Source organism: Herbaspirillum hiltneri N3 (assembly GCF_001267925.1).
In the GTDB taxonomy this organism is placed as follows: domain Bacteria; phylum Pseudomonadota; class Gammaproteobacteria; order Burkholderiales; family Burkholderiaceae_D; genus Herbaspirillum; species Herbaspirillum hiltneri.
In genome coordinates this window covers 4,814,260-4,829,900 of sequence record NZ_CP011409.1, presented here as the reverse complement: position 1 = coordinate 4,829,900, position 15,641 = coordinate 4,814,260, and the positions used below count along the sequence as shown (strand labels likewise).

The 15,641-nt window shown below is 62.4% G+C and carries 16 protein-coding genes; 9 read left to right on the top strand and 7 right to left on the bottom strand.

Annotated features, from left to right (window positions below; all coding sequences use genetic code 11):
- Positions 1-17: 17 nt before the first annotated feature.
- A complete protein-coding gene (gene rsmB, locus F506_RS21845; protein ID WP_200907696.1) occupies positions 18-1,346 on the bottom strand; it encodes a 16S rRNA (cytosine(967)-C(5))-methyltransferase RsmB in 1,329 nt (442 codons plus the stop codon).
- A 250-nt stretch (positions 1,347-1,596) separates the two neighbouring features.
- Between rsmB and F506_RS21840 the strand changes: the two genes are divergently transcribed.
- Positions 1,597-2,805, top strand: coding sequence for an MFS transporter (locus F506_RS21840; protein ID WP_053200881.1), 1,209 nt, complete (start codon positions 1,597-1,599; stop codon positions 2,803-2,805).
- 80 nt (positions 2,806-2,885) lie between these two features.
- On the opposite strand, the gene F506_RS21835 is transcribed toward F506_RS21840, so the two are convergent.
- Complete coding sequence (locus F506_RS21835) at positions 2,886-3,230, bottom strand: DUF1840 domain-containing protein (protein ID WP_053200879.1); 345 nt, start codon at positions 3,228-3,230, stop codon at positions 2,886-2,888.
- Between F506_RS21835 and F506_RS23760 the strand changes: the two genes are divergently transcribed.
- Positions 3,187-3,312, top strand: a complete 126-nt coding sequence (locus tag F506_RS23760; protein WP_268762611.1) for a hypothetical protein — start codon at positions 3,187-3,189, stop codon at positions 3,310-3,312. The two genes, F506_RS21835 and F506_RS23760, sit on opposite strands and share 44 nt — an antisense overlap.
- A 71-nt stretch (positions 3,313-3,383) precedes the next feature.
- Here F506_RS23760 and F506_RS21830 read toward each other — a convergent pair whose 3' ends face one another.
- The 3 genes from F506_RS21830 to F506_RS21820 form a co-directional block, all read right to left on the bottom strand.
- Positions 3,384-3,911, bottom strand: a complete 528-nt coding sequence (locus F506_RS21830) for a hypothetical protein (RefSeq protein WP_053200877.1) — start codon at positions 3,909-3,911, stop codon at positions 3,384-3,386.
- Positions 3,912-3,924: 13 nt separating this feature from the next.
- A complete protein-coding gene (locus tag F506_RS21825; RefSeq protein ID WP_053200875.1) occupies positions 3,925-4,896 on the bottom strand; it encodes a DMT family transporter in 972 nt (323 codons plus the stop codon).
- Positions 4,897-4,982: 86 nt separating this feature from the next.
- Positions 4,983-5,453, bottom strand: a complete 471-nt coding sequence (locus F506_RS21820; RefSeq protein ID WP_053200873.1) for a hypothetical protein — start codon at positions 5,451-5,453, stop codon at positions 4,983-4,985.
- Positions 5,454-5,591: 138 nt separating this feature from the next.
- Here F506_RS21820 and F506_RS21815 point away from each other — a divergent pair, with 138 nt between their 5' ends.
- Complete coding sequence (locus F506_RS21815; RefSeq protein ID WP_053200871.1) at positions 5,592-7,613, top strand: OPT family oligopeptide transporter; 2,022 nt, start codon at positions 5,592-5,594, stop codon at positions 7,611-7,613.
- A gap of 44 nt (positions 7,614-7,657) precedes the next feature.
- Here F506_RS21815 and F506_RS21810 read toward each other — a convergent pair whose 3' ends face one another.
- Together F506_RS21810 and F506_RS21805 are read right to left on the bottom strand one after the other, a co-directional pair.
- On the bottom strand, positions 7,658-9,187 hold the full coding sequence (locus tag F506_RS21810) for a YifB family Mg chelatase-like AAA ATPase (RefSeq protein ID WP_053200868.1): 1,530 nt from the start codon (positions 9,185-9,187) through the stop codon (positions 7,658-7,660).
- 10 nt (positions 9,188-9,197) lie between these two features.
- Complete coding sequence (locus tag F506_RS21805) at positions 9,198-9,440, bottom strand: accessory factor UbiK family protein (RefSeq protein WP_016836063.1); 243 nt, start codon at positions 9,438-9,440, stop codon at positions 9,198-9,200.
- A 531-nt stretch (positions 9,441-9,971) separates the two neighbouring features.
- Between F506_RS21805 and F506_RS21800 the strand changes: the two genes are divergently transcribed.
- From F506_RS21800 to F506_RS21775, 6 genes are all read left to right on the top strand, one after another.
- Positions 9,972-10,745 (top strand): TorF family putative porin, encoded by a 774-nt coding sequence (locus tag F506_RS21800; RefSeq protein WP_053200866.1) that lies wholly within the window; start codon positions 9,972-9,974, stop codon positions 10,743-10,745.
- An 11-nt stretch (positions 10,746-10,756) separates the two neighbouring features.
- On the top strand, positions 10,757-11,095 hold the full coding sequence (locus tag F506_RS21795; RefSeq protein ID WP_007884397.1) for a P-II family nitrogen regulator: 339 nt from the start codon (positions 10,757-10,759) through the stop codon (positions 11,093-11,095).
- A gap of 12 nt (positions 11,096-11,107) precedes the next feature.
- On the top strand, positions 11,108-12,631 hold the full coding sequence (locus F506_RS21790) for an ammonium transporter (protein WP_053200865.1): 1,524 nt from the start codon (positions 11,108-11,110) through the stop codon (positions 12,629-12,631).
- Positions 12,632-12,902: 271 nt separating this feature from the next.
- Positions 12,903-14,198 (top strand): glutamate--cysteine ligase, encoded by a 1,296-nt coding sequence (gene gshA / locus F506_RS21785; protein WP_053200863.1) that lies wholly within the window; start codon positions 12,903-12,905, stop codon positions 14,196-14,198.
- A 24-nt stretch (positions 14,199-14,222) separates the two neighbouring features.
- Complete coding sequence (gene gshB / locus F506_RS21780) at positions 14,223-15,170, top strand: glutathione synthase (protein WP_053200860.1); 948 nt, start codon at positions 14,223-14,225, stop codon at positions 15,168-15,170.
- Positions 15,171-15,219: 49 nt separating this feature from the next.
- Positions 15,220-15,627, top strand: a complete 408-nt coding sequence (locus tag F506_RS21775) for a PTS sugar transporter subunit IIA (protein WP_029363889.1) — start codon at positions 15,220-15,222, stop codon at positions 15,625-15,627.
- The last annotated feature ends 14 nt before the right edge of the window (positions 15,628-15,641 follow it).

Below are 15,641 nucleotides of genomic sequence, written 5' to 3'. Positions count from 1 at the left end.
GAGCCGATTGCGTCAATTCATGGTCCAGTTTTTTGAAACAGGGCATAAAACAGGCCGTCATGGTCGGTTTCTGCACTGGCGGTCGGCAGCAATTGACCTGGAGCTGGCAGTCGGACGGCGTGATTGCCTTCTTGGTTATCTTGATGGCGTTTGGCAAACGCGGCGGCCTGTTCTTCCGATTCCTGCGGCCACAACGAGCATGTCACCAGCAGCAATTTACCACCCGGCTTTAGCATCTGCCAAAGATTGTCGAGTATTTGGGCGGAAAGTGTTGTGAGTTGCGCCGTGTCGTTTTTGCGGCGCAGCCAGCGGATATCGGGATGGCGGCGCACGATTCCCGAGGCCGTGCAGGGGACATCGGCGAGGATGCGGTCAAACTGTTCTCCGCCCCACCAATCCTGGCTGTTGCGGGCGTCTCCGGCCAGCAATTGCGCCTTGAGTTGCAGGCGTTGCAGGTTTTCCTCGATGCGGCGCAGGCGTTTGTGGTCATGGTCCAGCGCCACCAGATCGAGGTCGGCGCATTCCAGCAGATGACCGGTCTTACCGCCCGGCGCCGCACAGGCGTCCAGCACGCGCATGCCGTCCTGCACGTCGAGCAGCGGCGCCGCCATCTGCGCGGCGGCGTCCTGCACCGACACCAGGCCGTCGGCGAAGCCCGGAATCTGGCTCACCGGCAGCGGTTTGTCGAGCCGCACCGCGTCGGCGCCGACCTGGCGTGCGCCGATGCCGTTGAGGGCCAGCAGGTGCAGGTAATCGGGCGCGTTCGACTTGCGGCGGTTCACGCGCAGCGTCAGCGGCGGCGCGGCGTTGCCGGCCCGCAGAATGTCTTGCCATTGGGCCGGATAGGCGCCCTTGAGGCGGTCGATCCACCAGGTCGGATAATTCCAGGCGCCGGGAGGCGTCTTTTCCACTTGCGGCAGCAGCGTCGCGCGCTCGCGCAGGAAGCGCCGCAGGATGGCGTTGACCACGCCCTTGGCATGGCTCATTTCGGCGTCGGCGGCAGCCGCTTCGACGGCCTGGTTGACCACGGTGAAAGCGTCGTAGGCCGGATGGTCCTCGTCCAGCAGCAGGCTCAGCGCACAGGTCAGCAGGCCGTGCAGCACTTCCGGCTGCGGCGGTTTGTTGGCGAGCAGGGACAGCAAGCCGTCGGCCAGGCCAAGGCGGCGCATCGACAGGTAGGCCAGGTCCTGGATTGCTCCCCGTGCCTGGGGGGTCATGTCGGGCTGGGCGAACAGGCGCGCCAGGGCTTGCGGCAGCGCGGTGCCGGCGCGCACGTCGGCGATGGCGCGTGCAGCGCCGTGCAGGGCATGAGCCAGGGAATCGGTTTTCAGGGAAAGGTGGGTCACATTATTGCTTGCTAAGGGCCGGTTTGACGCCGAGGCCGATGAAGGCGCCGCCGATCACGCGTTCCAGCCATGTTTGAGACGCGAACTTGACGATGCCCGGGCGCCCATGCGGAGCGTCAGTGTACCAGCGACGAAGGCGGTGGCGCTATGCCGGAACGCCGGCATGACGATGAAAGTGGTCCCAGGCCGGCAAGAACCGGCCGATTCGGCTACAGTGTGCTCCTCATTTTTCGACCGAAGGCTCCGTCTCATGGGTACCGCTGCAGCATTGCAAGGCAAGCAACAGGATATCGCCGGCTGGATGATTACGCTGCTGGCGGCGGCCTGCGGCATCATCGTCGCCAATCTCTACTACGCCCAGCCGCTGATCGGCCCGATCGCGGTCGCCACCGGCATCTCGCCCGGGGCCGCAGGCCTGATCGTCACGCTGGCGCAGATCGGCTACGGTCTCGGCCTGCTGTTCATCGTGCCGGCCGGCGACCTGATCGAAAACCGCAAGATGGTGCTGGTGCTGCTCGCGATCACCTGCGTCGCGCTGGTCGGCGCCGCTTTTGCGCAGAGCGCTGCGCAGTTTTTCCTGGCGGCGTTCGTGATCGGGGTCAGTTCGGTGGGCGCCCAGGTACTGGTGCCGTATGCCGCGCACATGTCGCTGCCGGAGACCCGCGGGCGCGCGGTCGGCAACGTCATGAGCGGTTTGCTGATGGGGATACTGCTGGCGCGGCCGTTGTCGAGCCTGGTGGCGGACCTGTTCGGCTGGCACGCGATCTTCGGCATGTCGGCAGTGGCCATCGCCTTGCTGGCCCTGGTGCTGGCGCGCTACCTGCCGGCGCGCCGTCCGCCGGCCGGCATGCACTATGGGGCCTTGCTGGCGTCGATGTGGCATCTGGTGCGGACCACGCCCATCCTGCGCCGCCGTTCGGCGTACCACGCCATGATGTTCGCGGCGTTCAGCCTGTACTGGACCACTTCGCCGCTGTTCCTGGCCGGTCCGACCTTCAACATGTCGCAAAAGGGCATTGCGCTGTTCGCCTTCGCCGGCGTGATCGGTGTGATTGCAGCGCCGATTGCCGGTCGCGTGGCCGACCGCGGCTGGAGTCGTCCGGCCACCTGCGTCGCCATGCTGGCGGTCGCCGCCTCGTTCCTGATGACGCATTTCTGGGGCGGCGGACGCGAATCGTCGCTGATGGTGTTGCTGGCCTCGGCGATCCTGCTCGACTTCGGCGTCTCGGCCAACCTGGTGCTGAGCCAGCGCGCTATCTATGCGCTCGGCGGCGAAATTCGTAGCCGCCTCAACGGCCTGTTCATGGCCACTTTCTTCGGCGGCGGCGCGCTCGGTTCGGCGCTGGGGGGATGGATTTATGCGCAGGGCGGCTGGAGCGCCACCACCTGGCTGGGATTTGCGTTCCCGGCGCTGGCCTTGCTGTACTACTGCACCGAGCTGCGCACTCGCGCGAAGTAATTTTTTCAGCCTGTACAAACGACTGCAGGAGCCCAAGGCTCCTGCAGTCGTTTGGCATTACAGCAATGGGTCTGCCTGACTCAGACGCCCCACAGCACGTCGTAATTTCCCTTTTTCGCTTCACGGAGCATGTCCAGCAGCGGATAGGCGCGGGCCGAAAACGTCACCGGTTCGATTTTTTCATGGCCGTTGTCGTCGCCGTTGGCGTTGTGATGCGCATGCACATCGCGCTCCAGGGCTTCGGCAGCTTCGTGGGCCTTGCTGCTGTCGATCTGCTTCTCGATCAGTGCGACCGCGTCGGCGCTTTCGGCCGCGGTGATCACGCCGCGCTTGATGTCCTTGTGCAACATGTCGAGGATGGGCTTGGCATGGGATTCATACATGACAACATCTGCAGCCGCTTTTGATTTGAACGTTACCAGCATATTTCCTCAGGGTATTGGTGTTGATGAGAGCGTATCCGCCTGTTTCCTTCCGGATAACGCCTTGGTGCTTATTATTGCCTAATGGTTTTACGGCAGGCTGACAGAATACCCCGGACGCGCTGCCCTTGTCATCTGCGCCGGCCCCCGGGCGTGTCAGCTTGGAGCAAACGAGGTGAAAAAGGTTTCGGCGTGTTCGGCTTCGATGGATTTCTCCGGGCCGACGATCAGCACCTGGTAAATGCGCTTGTCGCGCGCCAGCAGCCGCGCCATGAGCCGTACCGGCCGGCCGCCTGCCGTGCCGGCGGCAACTACATCGACGGTGCGGTCGCCGGCGGGTTTGCCGGGAATCGTCGCCGGCACCGGGGCACCGCCGATGTTGTTGATCAGCGCGACGCGCATCGCTTCCAGCGCCTTCGGGGTTTGTGCGGCGTCGGCCAGCTCGGCGGCGCCGACGGCGAACGTGACGCCGTCAATTTCGGCGGCGGTCATGGTCATCGACACCGGCAGGCCGTCCAGGTCGATCTGGCGCGTGAAGGAAGCCGGCTTGGCCGGCAGCAGCACGGTGAACTGAATCTTTTCGCCATGGGCTTCGCGCCAGTTGTATTTCGGCGAACAGGCCGTCAATGCACAGGCAAAGAGAGCGAGCAGAGCGACGGAAAAGGCAGCGGATATCTGGCGCATGGTCGTGGAAAAATCAGGATGAATGGGAAACCGCAGCCCGGCGCGAAAACGTCCGCACGCCGTAGACCACGCCGATGCACAGCAGCACCACGCCGGCCAGCACGCGCAGATCGGGGGCCGTGCCGCGCAGCAGGAAAGCATACAGCAAGGCCGCCAGCGTTTCGAACACAATCAGCTGCGCCACCAGCGCCGTCGGCAGCAACTGGCTGGCCTTGTTCCACAGCAGCGTGCCCAGCCACGAGGCCGACAGTCCGATCACCAGCATCGTGACGACGAAGACGCCGGGGCGCGGTCCCAGCGGGAACGCATAATCGCTGCCGCTGGCGTAACCGCAGATCCCGAACAGCGTGAAGCCGATCAGCGCCATCGGCAATGTGGCCAGTCCCTGCGCGGTGGCCCAAGTGATTGAGTTGATGTGCGTGTGGGTGCGCAGGTAACGGGAATTGACGATCGGATACCAGGTCCAGGCGGCGATGGCGCAGACGGCGATGATGCAGCCCAGCGCATAGTCGGTGGTGGAACGCATGTTGCCGATGGTGCTGCGCAGACGTTCCAGTTCGCTGCTGTTGACCAGTGTCAGGCCCAGGCAAAGGATCACCAGCGACGGCGCCAGCCTGCTCCATGCAACCGATTCCGAGACATGGCCTGGACGCCAGTTGGCGCACACCGAAATCACGATCGGCAAGGTGCCGATCAGCATCGTCGGCAACGGTGCATCGGCCAGCTGGATCGCGGTGGCCAGCATGGCGTAGTAGAGCAGGTTGCCGACCAGCGCCAGCTTGAAGGCCACGGTCCAGTCCTGCCGGTTCAGCAGTCCGATGCGACGGCGATCGAACCAGGCCGGCACCAGCGCGATCAGGCCGAAGGCGACATAGCGTCCCAGCGACAGCACCACGCCGGGGTAATCGCCGAGCAGCAGCGGTGTGACAAACACCAGGCCCCACATCAGGCCGGCGCACAGCGCGCAAAGTATTCCAATGAGCATGGATGAATCGATCAGATAAGGATGAGAGTCTGGGTCGACAGGCGCGGCCCGAAGGCGACCTTCAAGCGACCGTCAAGTGTCGCCGTTTATTGGCATTCGCGCTGGAATTGGTCTTCCGCCCTGGCGCGCCGGCTGTATTCGATGTCGCCGGAAGGACGGCCCGGCAAGCTGTTGGACGATTGCACCTGCAGACCGGGCATCGGTGACGGCGGAGGCATCGGTGCTGCACGCCTGCCGTCGCGGCGCGGCCCTTCCGGATAGGTGTCGCGCGGCGGTTCAGGCGGCGCGTGGCGGGCGCGGTCGATGTCGGCGCGCAGCTGGCGGCAGCGTGGGCTCAGGGTTGCCGGCGGTGTTTTGTCGCCGGGATTCCTGCCGGCGTTACCGAGGTCGAGGTTGAGGCTCTTTTGCGCGCCGGGCGGCAAGGGATTCATTGCCTTGTCGATATCGCGTTCACTGGCGACACTTTCCGCAGGCGTTGAACTTGCGGCACCGAATGCGATGCCGGCGGTCAAAGCCAGCAGCAGGGAGGCGACGGCAAGGCGGATGAGCTGGTTCATGGCGGCGGAATTTTTTCGAAGAGCCTCATGATAGCAAACGGCGCAGCCGCAGAAGAAGAGGCAGACGGGGCAGATGGGACGAAATGACGGCAGATCATTCCAACCGGCCAACGGCAATTCAAGAAGGAGACATTTCCCATGCCTGATCCTCACTCCGGTGTCGCACAGCACAACGTGGCCGACGTGGCCGAACTGACGCTGCGCGGCGTCGTTCTCGGTGCGCTCATCACCGTCGTGTTTACGGCGTCCAACGTTTACCTGGGCCTGAAGGTCGGCCTGACCTTTTCGTCGGCCATCCCCGCGGCGGTGATTTCGATGGCGGTGCTGCGCCTGTTCGGCTCCTCCGGCATCCTTGAAAACAACATGGTGCAGACGCAGGCCTCGGCTGCGGGCACGCTGTCGTCGGTGATCTTCATCCTGCCCGGACTGGTGATGATCGGCCATTGGCAGGGTTTCCCGTATTGGCAGACGTTCGGTATCTGCGCTGCGGGCGGCATGCTCGGCGTGCTGTTCACGATTCCGCTGCGGCGGGTGATGGTGGTGCAAAGCGAACTGCCGTATCCGGAAGGGCTTGCGGCGGCGGAAATCCTGCGCGTCGGCAATGCCGATACCGCCGGCGGCGACGATGTGCGCAGAGGGCTCAACGACATCTGGGCCGGCAGCATCGTCTCGGCGGCGGTGGGGCTGGTCACCGGCGGTTTTCGGCTGCTGTCGGAGGGATTGAATGTCTGGGTCGGCGCCGGCAATGCGATCTTCCGCTTGCCGCTGGGATTTTCGCTGGCCCTGCTTGGCGCCGGTTACCTGATCGGCATCGTCGCCGGCGTGGCGGTATTGATCGGCGTGATCATCAGCTGGGTGTTTGCCGTACCGATCCTGAGCGTGCTGACGCCCGCGCCGCAGGGCGCCGCACTCGCCGCGTACGCCACCGGCCTGTGGAGCAGCCAGGTGCGCTTCATGGGCGCCGGCACCATCGGCGTGGCGGCGGTGTGGACACTGATCACGTTGTTCCTGCCGATGGTGGCGGGCGTGCGCGAGTCGCTGCGCAGCCGCAGCACGCTCGACGACGGCAGTGAGCGGCCGCTGACCGACCGTGATTTGCCGGTGCGCGCGATTGCCTTGATCGGCATCGCCGTGATGGCGTTGCTGACGCTGATCTTCGCGGTGTTCCTGATCGACGCCGGCCTGTCGCTACCGCTGTTGTGCGGACTGGTGCTCATGAGCCTGGTGTTTTCGTGCGTGTTCGGTTTCCTGGTGGCGGCGGCCTGCGGCTACATGGCCGGGCTGGTGGGATCGTCGAGCAGTCCGATTTCCGGCGTCGGCATCATCGCGATGATCCTGGTGTCGCTGTTGCTGCTGGCCTCGGGCAGCGTCGATCATCTGCTCGACGCGCCCGGTTCCGGCAAGTTGCCCATTGCGCTGGCGATCTTCGTCACCTCGGCTATCATCGCCATCGCGGCCATCGCCAACGACAACCTGCAAGACCTCAAGACCGGCTGGCTGGTGGGCGCGACGCCTTACCGCCAGCAAATCGCGCTGCTGATCGGTTGCGTGGTCGGCGCAGCGGTGATCTCGCCGATCCTTGAGTTGCTCTACAACGCCTATGGCTTCGTCGGCGCGCTGCCGCGTCCCGGCATGGATGCCTCGCATGCGCTGGCGGCGCCGCAGGCGACGCTGATGACGGCCATCGCCAATGGCATCTTCACGCGTCAACTGAACTGGACCATGATTCTGATCGGCGTGGCCATCGGCGCGCTGCTGATCATCATCGATGTCATCCTGGAAAAACGCGGCAGCAAGGCGCGCGTGCCGGCGCTGGCAGTCGGCCTGGGCATCTACCTGCCGCCATCGGTGGGCATGGCGCTGGTGGCGGGCGCGCTGATCGCGTGGGGCTTGCAGCTGCATCTGGCCAGACGCAAGGCGTCCGGCGACCGGGCCGGGGTGGAGCGCATCGAGCGGCGCGGCGTGCTCGTGACCTCCGGGCTGATCGTCGGCGAAAGCCTCATGGGCGTGATCCTGGCGGCGGTGATCGGCGCGACCGGACGCGACGATCCGCTGGCCCTGGTCGGCGCCGGTTTTGCGCCGGCCGCGCAGTGGTTGGGACTGGCGGTGTTCGCGCTGGTGATTGCGTGGTTTGTACGCCGGCTGCTCAAGGCCGCCTGACAGGCGAGCCGGTCGCAGGGGGATGACGTTGTTCCGATCCCGGATTATTGCTCGCGCAGCGCCCGTCGATATTGAATCGCCTCGGCGATATGGGCCTTGCCGATCACCGGTTCGGCCGCCAGGTCGGCCACCGTGCGCGCCACCTTCAGCACGCGATGATAGGCGCGCGCCGACCAGTTCAGACGCGTCATCGCAGTACGCAGCAAATCTTCGCCGGCGGCGTCGGGTTTGCAGTACAGGTCGATTTCAGTGGTCGACAGCAGATGGTTGCTTTTGCGCTGGCGCTGTTGTTGCGCCTCGAAGCTCTGCGTCACGCGCGCGGCGATGTGCGCGGATGATTCGCCGGCGGCTTGTTGCAGCAGATCGTCGTGGGCGATGGCGCCGACCTGGATTTGCATGTCGATGCGGTCCAGCAGGGGACCTGAAATCTTGCCCTGGTAACGCGCCACCTGATCCGGCGTGCAGCGGCATTCGCGATGAAGCGCGCCGAGGAAGCCGCACGGGCACGGATTCATGGCGGCAATCAATTGGAAGCGCGCCGGGAAATCGGCCTGGCGCGCCGCCCGTGAAATCGTGATCTGGCCCGATTCGAGCGGCTCGCGCAGTACTTCCAGCACCTTGCGGTCGAACTCGGGGATCTCGTCGAGGAACAACACGCCGCGGTGCGCCAACGAAATTTCTCCGGGACGCGGCGTGCCGCCGCCGCCCACCAGCGCTACGCCGGATGCGGTGTGGTGTGGCGCGCGATAGGGACGCACCTTCCAGCGTGCGGTGGAAAAGCCGCCGGTCAGCGATTGCACCGCCGCCGATTCCAGCGCTTCTTCGTCCGTCATGGGCGGCAAGATGCCCGGAAATCGCGCCGCCAGCATCGACTTGCCGGTGCCGGGAGGACCGACCAGCAGCACGCTGTGACCGCCGGCGGCCGCGACTTCGAGTGCGCGCTTGGCTTGCAACTGGCCTTTGACGTCGGAGAAATCGAGATAAGCAGGCGCAGAAGACCTGATCGCCGGCCGGTGCTGCGTCAGCCGGGCGTCGCTGTCGCTGCCGCGGGCGGCGAAATGGGCGCAGACCTGCAGCAGCGAGTCGGCGGGGAAAATGGTGGCGTCGGCGACCAGCGCGGCTTCGTCGGCGCTCTCGCGCGGCAGGATGAAGATGCGCCGGCGACCGTCGCTGTGATGCGAGGTGCGCATGGCGTATGTCATCGCCAGTGCGCCGCGGATCGCGCGCAGATCGCCCGACAGCGAGAGCTCGCCCGCGAATTCGTACTCGTCGAGGCCATCGCCGGGCATTTGTCCGGAGGCGGCCAGGATACCCAGCGCAATCGGCAGATCGAAACGGCCGGATTCCTTGGGCAGATCCGCCGGTGCGAGGTTGACGGTGATTCGCTTGGCGGGGAATGCAAAGCGCGCATTCTGCAATGCGGCGCGTACGCGGTCCCGGGATTCCTTGACCTCGGTTTCCGGCAGGCCGACGATGGTGAAGGACGGCAGGCCGTTGGCCAGGTGTACTTCCACCGTGACTTGTGGCGCATGCATGCCCGCCAGCGCACGGCTTTTCAATACAGCAAGGCTCATCGGGACCGGATCAGGAGGCTTTCTGGCGCGCTTCGAGCTCGGCCACGCGGGCTTCCAGCTCTTCCAGTTTGGCGCGGGTTTTGGCCAACACCTGCGCCTGGATGTCGAATTCTTCGCGGGTGACCAGGTCCAGCTTGGAGAAGCCCTGGCTCAGCATGGCCTTGACGTTCTTTTCGATATCCTTGGCCGGCGAGTTCTCGATGGCCTTATTGATCTTGGATTGAATATCTTCGAAGAATTGTGGTTTGTCCATGATGCTTCCTTTTATGAATAATGACGATCCGACAAGTGTAGCGCTTTCGTTGTCCTGCGGGAAAACAAAGCGGTACAAAAGGCCTCGGCGCCATTAAAGTGACGGTTACTCAGTCAGAACGGCGTTGCGCGCAAACGTTCAGCGCCGGTCGCGCAAGCAGTGATACTTGACCCATAAAAACCATGATGTAGTCGGGTCAAAAACAATCACTCATTAATTGCATTTTTACAACATTCCCCCTCGTGCCCAACCGGGTGGCAAAACCGCGCCCAGTCATGCACCATAAAAAACAAAAATTTCCCAGTGGAAAATGTTGTGTCGAAATTGTTGCGCACTATTGTTGTGCGACCAGGTTTGTGTTTCACTTTAATGCACTATTTTTGGGAATAAAATAAAAAATGCCTAATTGGAATGTTGGTTTGCCCTAAAAAAAGGAACGCAAACAGCTAAAAAAGGGTTGGCATGGCTCCTGCTATACAGATTGTGCAGAAATGAACAATTTGTTGTTTAACAGAAACTTAGAGGGACGCCATGAAAAAATTGATTCTTGCAACAGCAGTCGCAGCATCGTTTGTCACCAGCTTCGCACACGCGGAAGACGCACCCAAGCCAGATAATGAAGTGACGTTCAACGCTGCCGTCGTCAGCGACTACCGTTATCGCGGCCTGACACAAACTCGCTTCGATCCCGCTCTGCAAGTTGGTGCTGACTACACGCACAACCCGACAGGTCTGTATGCCGGCACATGGCTGACCAACATCAAGTGGATCAAGGACACCGTCGGCAACGGCGGCAAGGGCAATATCGAGTGGGATCTGTATGCCGGTAAGCGCGGCGACATCGGCGGTGGCTTCACTTATGACGTCGGCGGCCTGTATTACTACTATCCACGCAACAACTACGCGAACATCGCCAAGAACGCCAATACCTTTGAACTGTACGGCCAGGTCGGTTACGGCCCTGCTTACTTCAAATACTCGCAATCCCTTACCAATTTGTTCGGCGCGACCAACAGCAAATATAGCCAGTACTACGATCTGGGCGGCAATTTCGAAACCTACTATGGCGTGATGCTGGGTCTGCATCTGGGTCACCAGACCATCCACGGCTCTCCGGCGGCATCCAGCTACAACGACTGGAAAATCGGCCTGAGCAAGACGTTTGACGACCTGGCCGGCATCACTCTGGGCGTCGCCTATGTCGGCACCGATCTGAAAGACGGCGTTTCCACCACACCAGCATCGGACGGCTCCAAGAACGTAGGCAAGAACGGCGTCGTGTTTTCTCTCAGCAAAACTTTCTAATTGAGGTCGGTATGAAACTGATTACAGCGATCATCAAACCATTCAAGCTCGACGAGGTGCGTGAAGCCTTGTCGGCGATCGGCGTGCAAGGCATCACCGTGACGGAAGTCAAGGGCTTCGGGCGCCAAAAGGGCCACACCGAGCTGTATCGCGGTGCGGAATATGTTGTGGACTTCCTGCCGAAGACCAAGATCGAAGCCGCAGTCGACGATTCCATCGTCGAGCGCGCGCTGGAAGCCATCGAGGCTGCAGCACGCACAGGCAAAATCGGCGACGGCAAGATCTTTGTACAGGATCTGCTGGACGTTATCCGCATCCGTACCGGCGAAACCGGCAAAGACGCTCTTTAAGGGGGAACAGTAATGAGTATCAAAAAAATGTTTTCAAGTGCGCTCGCAATCGGCACGTTGTTGTTGGCGGTAGGTTTTGCCGCACCGGCCCAGGCGCAAGACGCGCCGAAGCCGGAAGCCGCCGTCGCGGCTGCTCCTGCGGCGGAAGCGCCAAAGGCTGATGCACCGAAGGCCGCGGCGCCTGCAGCGGCTCCGGCTGCTGCCGCCGCCGCTGCGCCGGCGCCTGTTCCGAACAAGGGCGACACGGCCTGGATGCTGGTATGTACTGCATTCGTGATCCTGATGACCTTGCCGGGCCTGGGCCTGTTCTACGGCGGCCTGGTCCGCAGCAAGAACATGCTGTCGGTGCTGATGCAATGTTTCGTGATCTTCTCGCTGATCTACATCCTGTGGTTCGTCTACGGCTATAGCATCGCATTCACCGAAGGCAGCGCGTTCTTCGGCGGCTTCGATCGTCTGTTCCTGCACGGCCTGAACGGCGATTCGACCACTGCGACTTTCAGCAAGGGCGTCGTGATTCCCGAGCTGTCGTTCGTGGCCTTCCAGGGCGCGTTCGCAGCCATCACCGTGGCGCTGATTATCGGTTCCTTCGCAGAGCGCGTGAAGTTCTCCGCCGTGATCGTGTTCTCGATCCTGTGGTTCACTTTCTCGTATCTGCCGATGGCGCACATGGTCTGGTTCTGGCCTGGTCCGGATGCATTCACCGACGCTGCTGCTGCAGAAAAGGCGACTGCGATTTCGGGTTGGCTGTTCCAGAAGGGCGCGCTGGATTATGCCGGCGGCACCGTGGTGCACATCAACGCTGCGATCGCCGGTCTGGTCGGTTCGTATGTGATCGGCAAGCGCGTCGGTTACGGCAAGGAAGCGTTCAAGCCGCATAGCCTGACTCTGACCATGGTCGGCGCCTCGCTGCTGTGGTTCGGCTGGTTCGGTTTCAATGCCGGCTCCGGTCTGGAAGCCAACGGCGGTGCTGCGTTGTCCTTCGTCAACACCATCCTCGCAACTGCTGCTGCAGTGCTGTCGTGGAGCTTCGGTGAATGGATCGGCAAGGGCAAGCCTTCGATGCTGGGTGCAGCGTCGGGTGCGGTCGCCGGTCTGGTGGCGATTACTCCTGCAGCCGGTTTCGTCGGTGTCTGCGGTGCGGTCGTGATGGGCCTGCTGGCCGGTCTGCTGTGCCTGTGGGGTGTCACCGGCCTGAAGAAGCTGCTGGGTTCGGACGATGCGCTGGACGTGTTCGGCGTGCACGGCGTGGGCGGTATCCTGGGTGCGATCCTGACTGGCGTGTTCGCTGCGCCTAGCCTGGGCGGCACAGGTATCTATGACTACGTCGCCAACGCAGTCGCTCCCGACTACTCGATCGGCGGTCAGGTCTGGATTCAGTTCCAGGGCGTGCTGACCACAGTGATCCTGTCGGGCGTGGTCTCCTTCATCGCCTACAAGCTGGTCGACATCGTGATCGGTCTGCGTGTGACGGAAGAAGAAGAACGCGAAGGTCTGGACATCTCCAGCCACGGCGAGTCGGCTTACCACTCCTGATCAGTTTCCCGGGGGCTTTCGAGCCCTCTTCAGAAGCGCCCGCGACTCCGGTCCGGGCGCTTTTTTTATGCCTCTTTAAAAAAACGACAACGCCGCCATGTAAAAAGCCTCTCCACCAGATATTGCCGTGTGGCGGGCGACGTAATAGCCAGAATCCCGCTAAAATGGCCGGTTCCTGACGGTTTTGTTATCGGTACTTGCCATCCGACGCCAGCCGCTACGTTGTCTAATTTCCGTCCAATCGCTACCGAGCACGCGCAGAAGGTCTTTTATGGTTCCGCATCTTGTCACCGCCCTCAACGGTCCGCTTCTCGACCTGGAAAAGAAAATCCTGGGCGCAACGCCTGCGATCGAGCGCTGGTTCCGCATGGAGTGGCAAGAGCACACGCCGCCGTTCTATTGTTCCGTCGACCTGCGCAACGCGGGCTTCAAGCTGGCGCCGGTGGATACCAACCTGTTCCCGGGCGGTTTCAACAATCTGTCGCCGGAAATGCTGCCGCTGGCCGTGCAAGCCGCGATGGCCGCGATCGAAAAATATTGCCCGGACGCAAAAAACCTGCTGCTGATTCCCGAGAATCACACGCGCAACAGCTTCTACCTGCAAAATATCGCGCGGCTGATGCAGATCTTCCGCCAGACCGGCCTGAATGTGCGCCTGGGTACGCTGGAAGACATCAAGAAGCCCAAGCAGATCGACCTGCCCGACGGCAGCACCATCACGCTGGAGCCGCTTGAGCGCTCCAAGAACGGCCGGCGCCTGGGTTTGAAGAACTTCGATCCGTGCACCGTGCTGCTCAACAACGACCTGTCGATCGGCATCCCGTCGGTGCTGGAAAACCTCGACGAACAAAACGTCTTGCCGCCGCTGCATGCCGGCTGGGCTGTGCGCCGCAAGAGCAACCACTTCTCGGCCTATGACGACGTGGTGAAGAAATTTGCCAAGCTGGTCGACGTCGACCCCTGGATGCTCAATCCGCTGTATGCGAAATGCGGCGAGCTCAATCTGCAGGAAGACGCCGGCTCGGATTGCCTGGCCGACAATGTCAGCAGCCTGCTGTCGAAGATCCGCAAGAAGTACAAGGAATACGGCATCAAGGAGCAGCCCTTCGTCATCGTCAAGGCCAATGCCGGCACTTACGGCATGGGCATCATGACCGTTCGGGACGCCAGCGAGGTCAAGGACCTCAACCGCAAGCAGCGCAGCAAGCTGGTGGTCGGCAAGGAAGGCCTGGAGGTCAACGAACTGGTGATCCAGGAAGGCGTGCATTCGTTCGAGCGCATCAACGAAGCCGTCGCCGAACCGGTGGTCTACATGATCGACCGCTACGTGGTGGGCGGCTTCTACCGCGTCCACGCCGAGCGCGGCATCAATGAAAACCTGAACGCCCCCGGCGCGCATTTCGTGCCGCTGGCGTTCCAGCAGCAACACGCCTTGCCGGATCTGCAAGCCAAGCCCGGCACTGCGGCGCCGAACCGTTTCTACATGTACGGCGTGGTCGCGCGCCTGGCGCTGCTGGCCGCTTCGCTGGAAATGGAAAAGACCGATCCAAATCCGGAAGTCTATTAATCTTTATCCGATGACGGACATTTCATGAAAATCGCTTTCCTCGCCGACCCGCTCGACACTTTCAAGACCTACAAGGACTCGACTTTCGCCATGATGCGCGAAGCCGCCCGGCGCGGCCACGCCATCTACGCGTTCGAGCAGAACGACGTCGTGCTGGAAAGCGGCCTGGTGACCGCCAACGTCGCGAAGATCACGCTCACCGGCGAGGCCGACGACTGGTATCGCGCCGACGCGCCGGCCTCGGCCTTCCTGTCGGAATTCGACGCCATCGTGATCCGCAAGGATCCGCCGTTCGACATGGAGTACATCTACACGACGTATCTGCTGGAACTGGCCGAGAAGCAGGGCGCACGCGTCTTCAACAAGCCCGAAGCGATCCGCAGCCACAACGAAAAACTGGCGATTGCGCAATTTCCGCAGTACACCGCGCCGACGCTGGTCACGCGCGACGCCAAACGCCTGCGCGCATTCCACGCCGAACACAAGGACGTGATCCTGAAGCCGCTCGACGGCATGGGCGGCATGGGTATTTTCCGCATCGGCCAGGATGGCATGAACCTCGGCTCGGTCATCGAAACCCTGACCGACAACGGCAACCGGACCATCATGGCGCAGCGTTTCATCCCGGAAATTTCCCAGGGCGACAAGCGCATTCTGCTGATTGGCGGTAAAGTGGTGCCGCACGTTTTGGCGCGCATCCCGCAAGGCGGGGAAGTGCGCGGCAATCTGGCGGCCGGCGGTCTCGGCGTGGCGCAACCGATTTCGCCGCGCGAGCTGGAGATCGCCGAAGCACTGGCGCCGGTATTGGCGCAGCGGGGGTTGTTGCTGGTAGGATTGGACGCTATTGGCAATTATTTAACAGAAATCAACGTCACCAGTCCGACCTGTTTCCAGGAAATCACGCAGCAAAGCGGCTTCGATGTTACCGCCATGTTCGTCGATGCGCTGGAAGCTGCAGTCGCCGGCAGCTGAAGCAATGCACCCAGCGTCGAGTCTGGCAACATACATAGCGTAGAAATTCATGGTCGGAATCCTTCTCCTCACGCATGCCCCGCTGGGCCAGGCTTTCATTGCAGCGGCCACGCATGTCTTCCGCGGCTTGCCGGAGCGCATCGAAGCAATCGACGTCATCGCCGACCAGAATCCGGCGGAGGTGCAGCGCATGGCCGCTGACGCCGTACATCGCCTCGACGACGGCAGCGGCGTGCTGGTCATCACCGACGTCATGGGCGGCACGCCGTCCAATTGCACGGGTTACCTGTGCGCCATCGACAATGTCGAAATCATCGCCGGCATCAGCCTGCCGATGCTGCTGCGCGCGCTGACCTACCGCAACGACACGCTCGACGTCGTCATGGAAATGGCGCTCGCCGGCGGCCAGAGCGGCGCCGTCCGGATCGACAACCGCATTCGCGTTTCATCCCAATAAAAGCACAAAGAAAG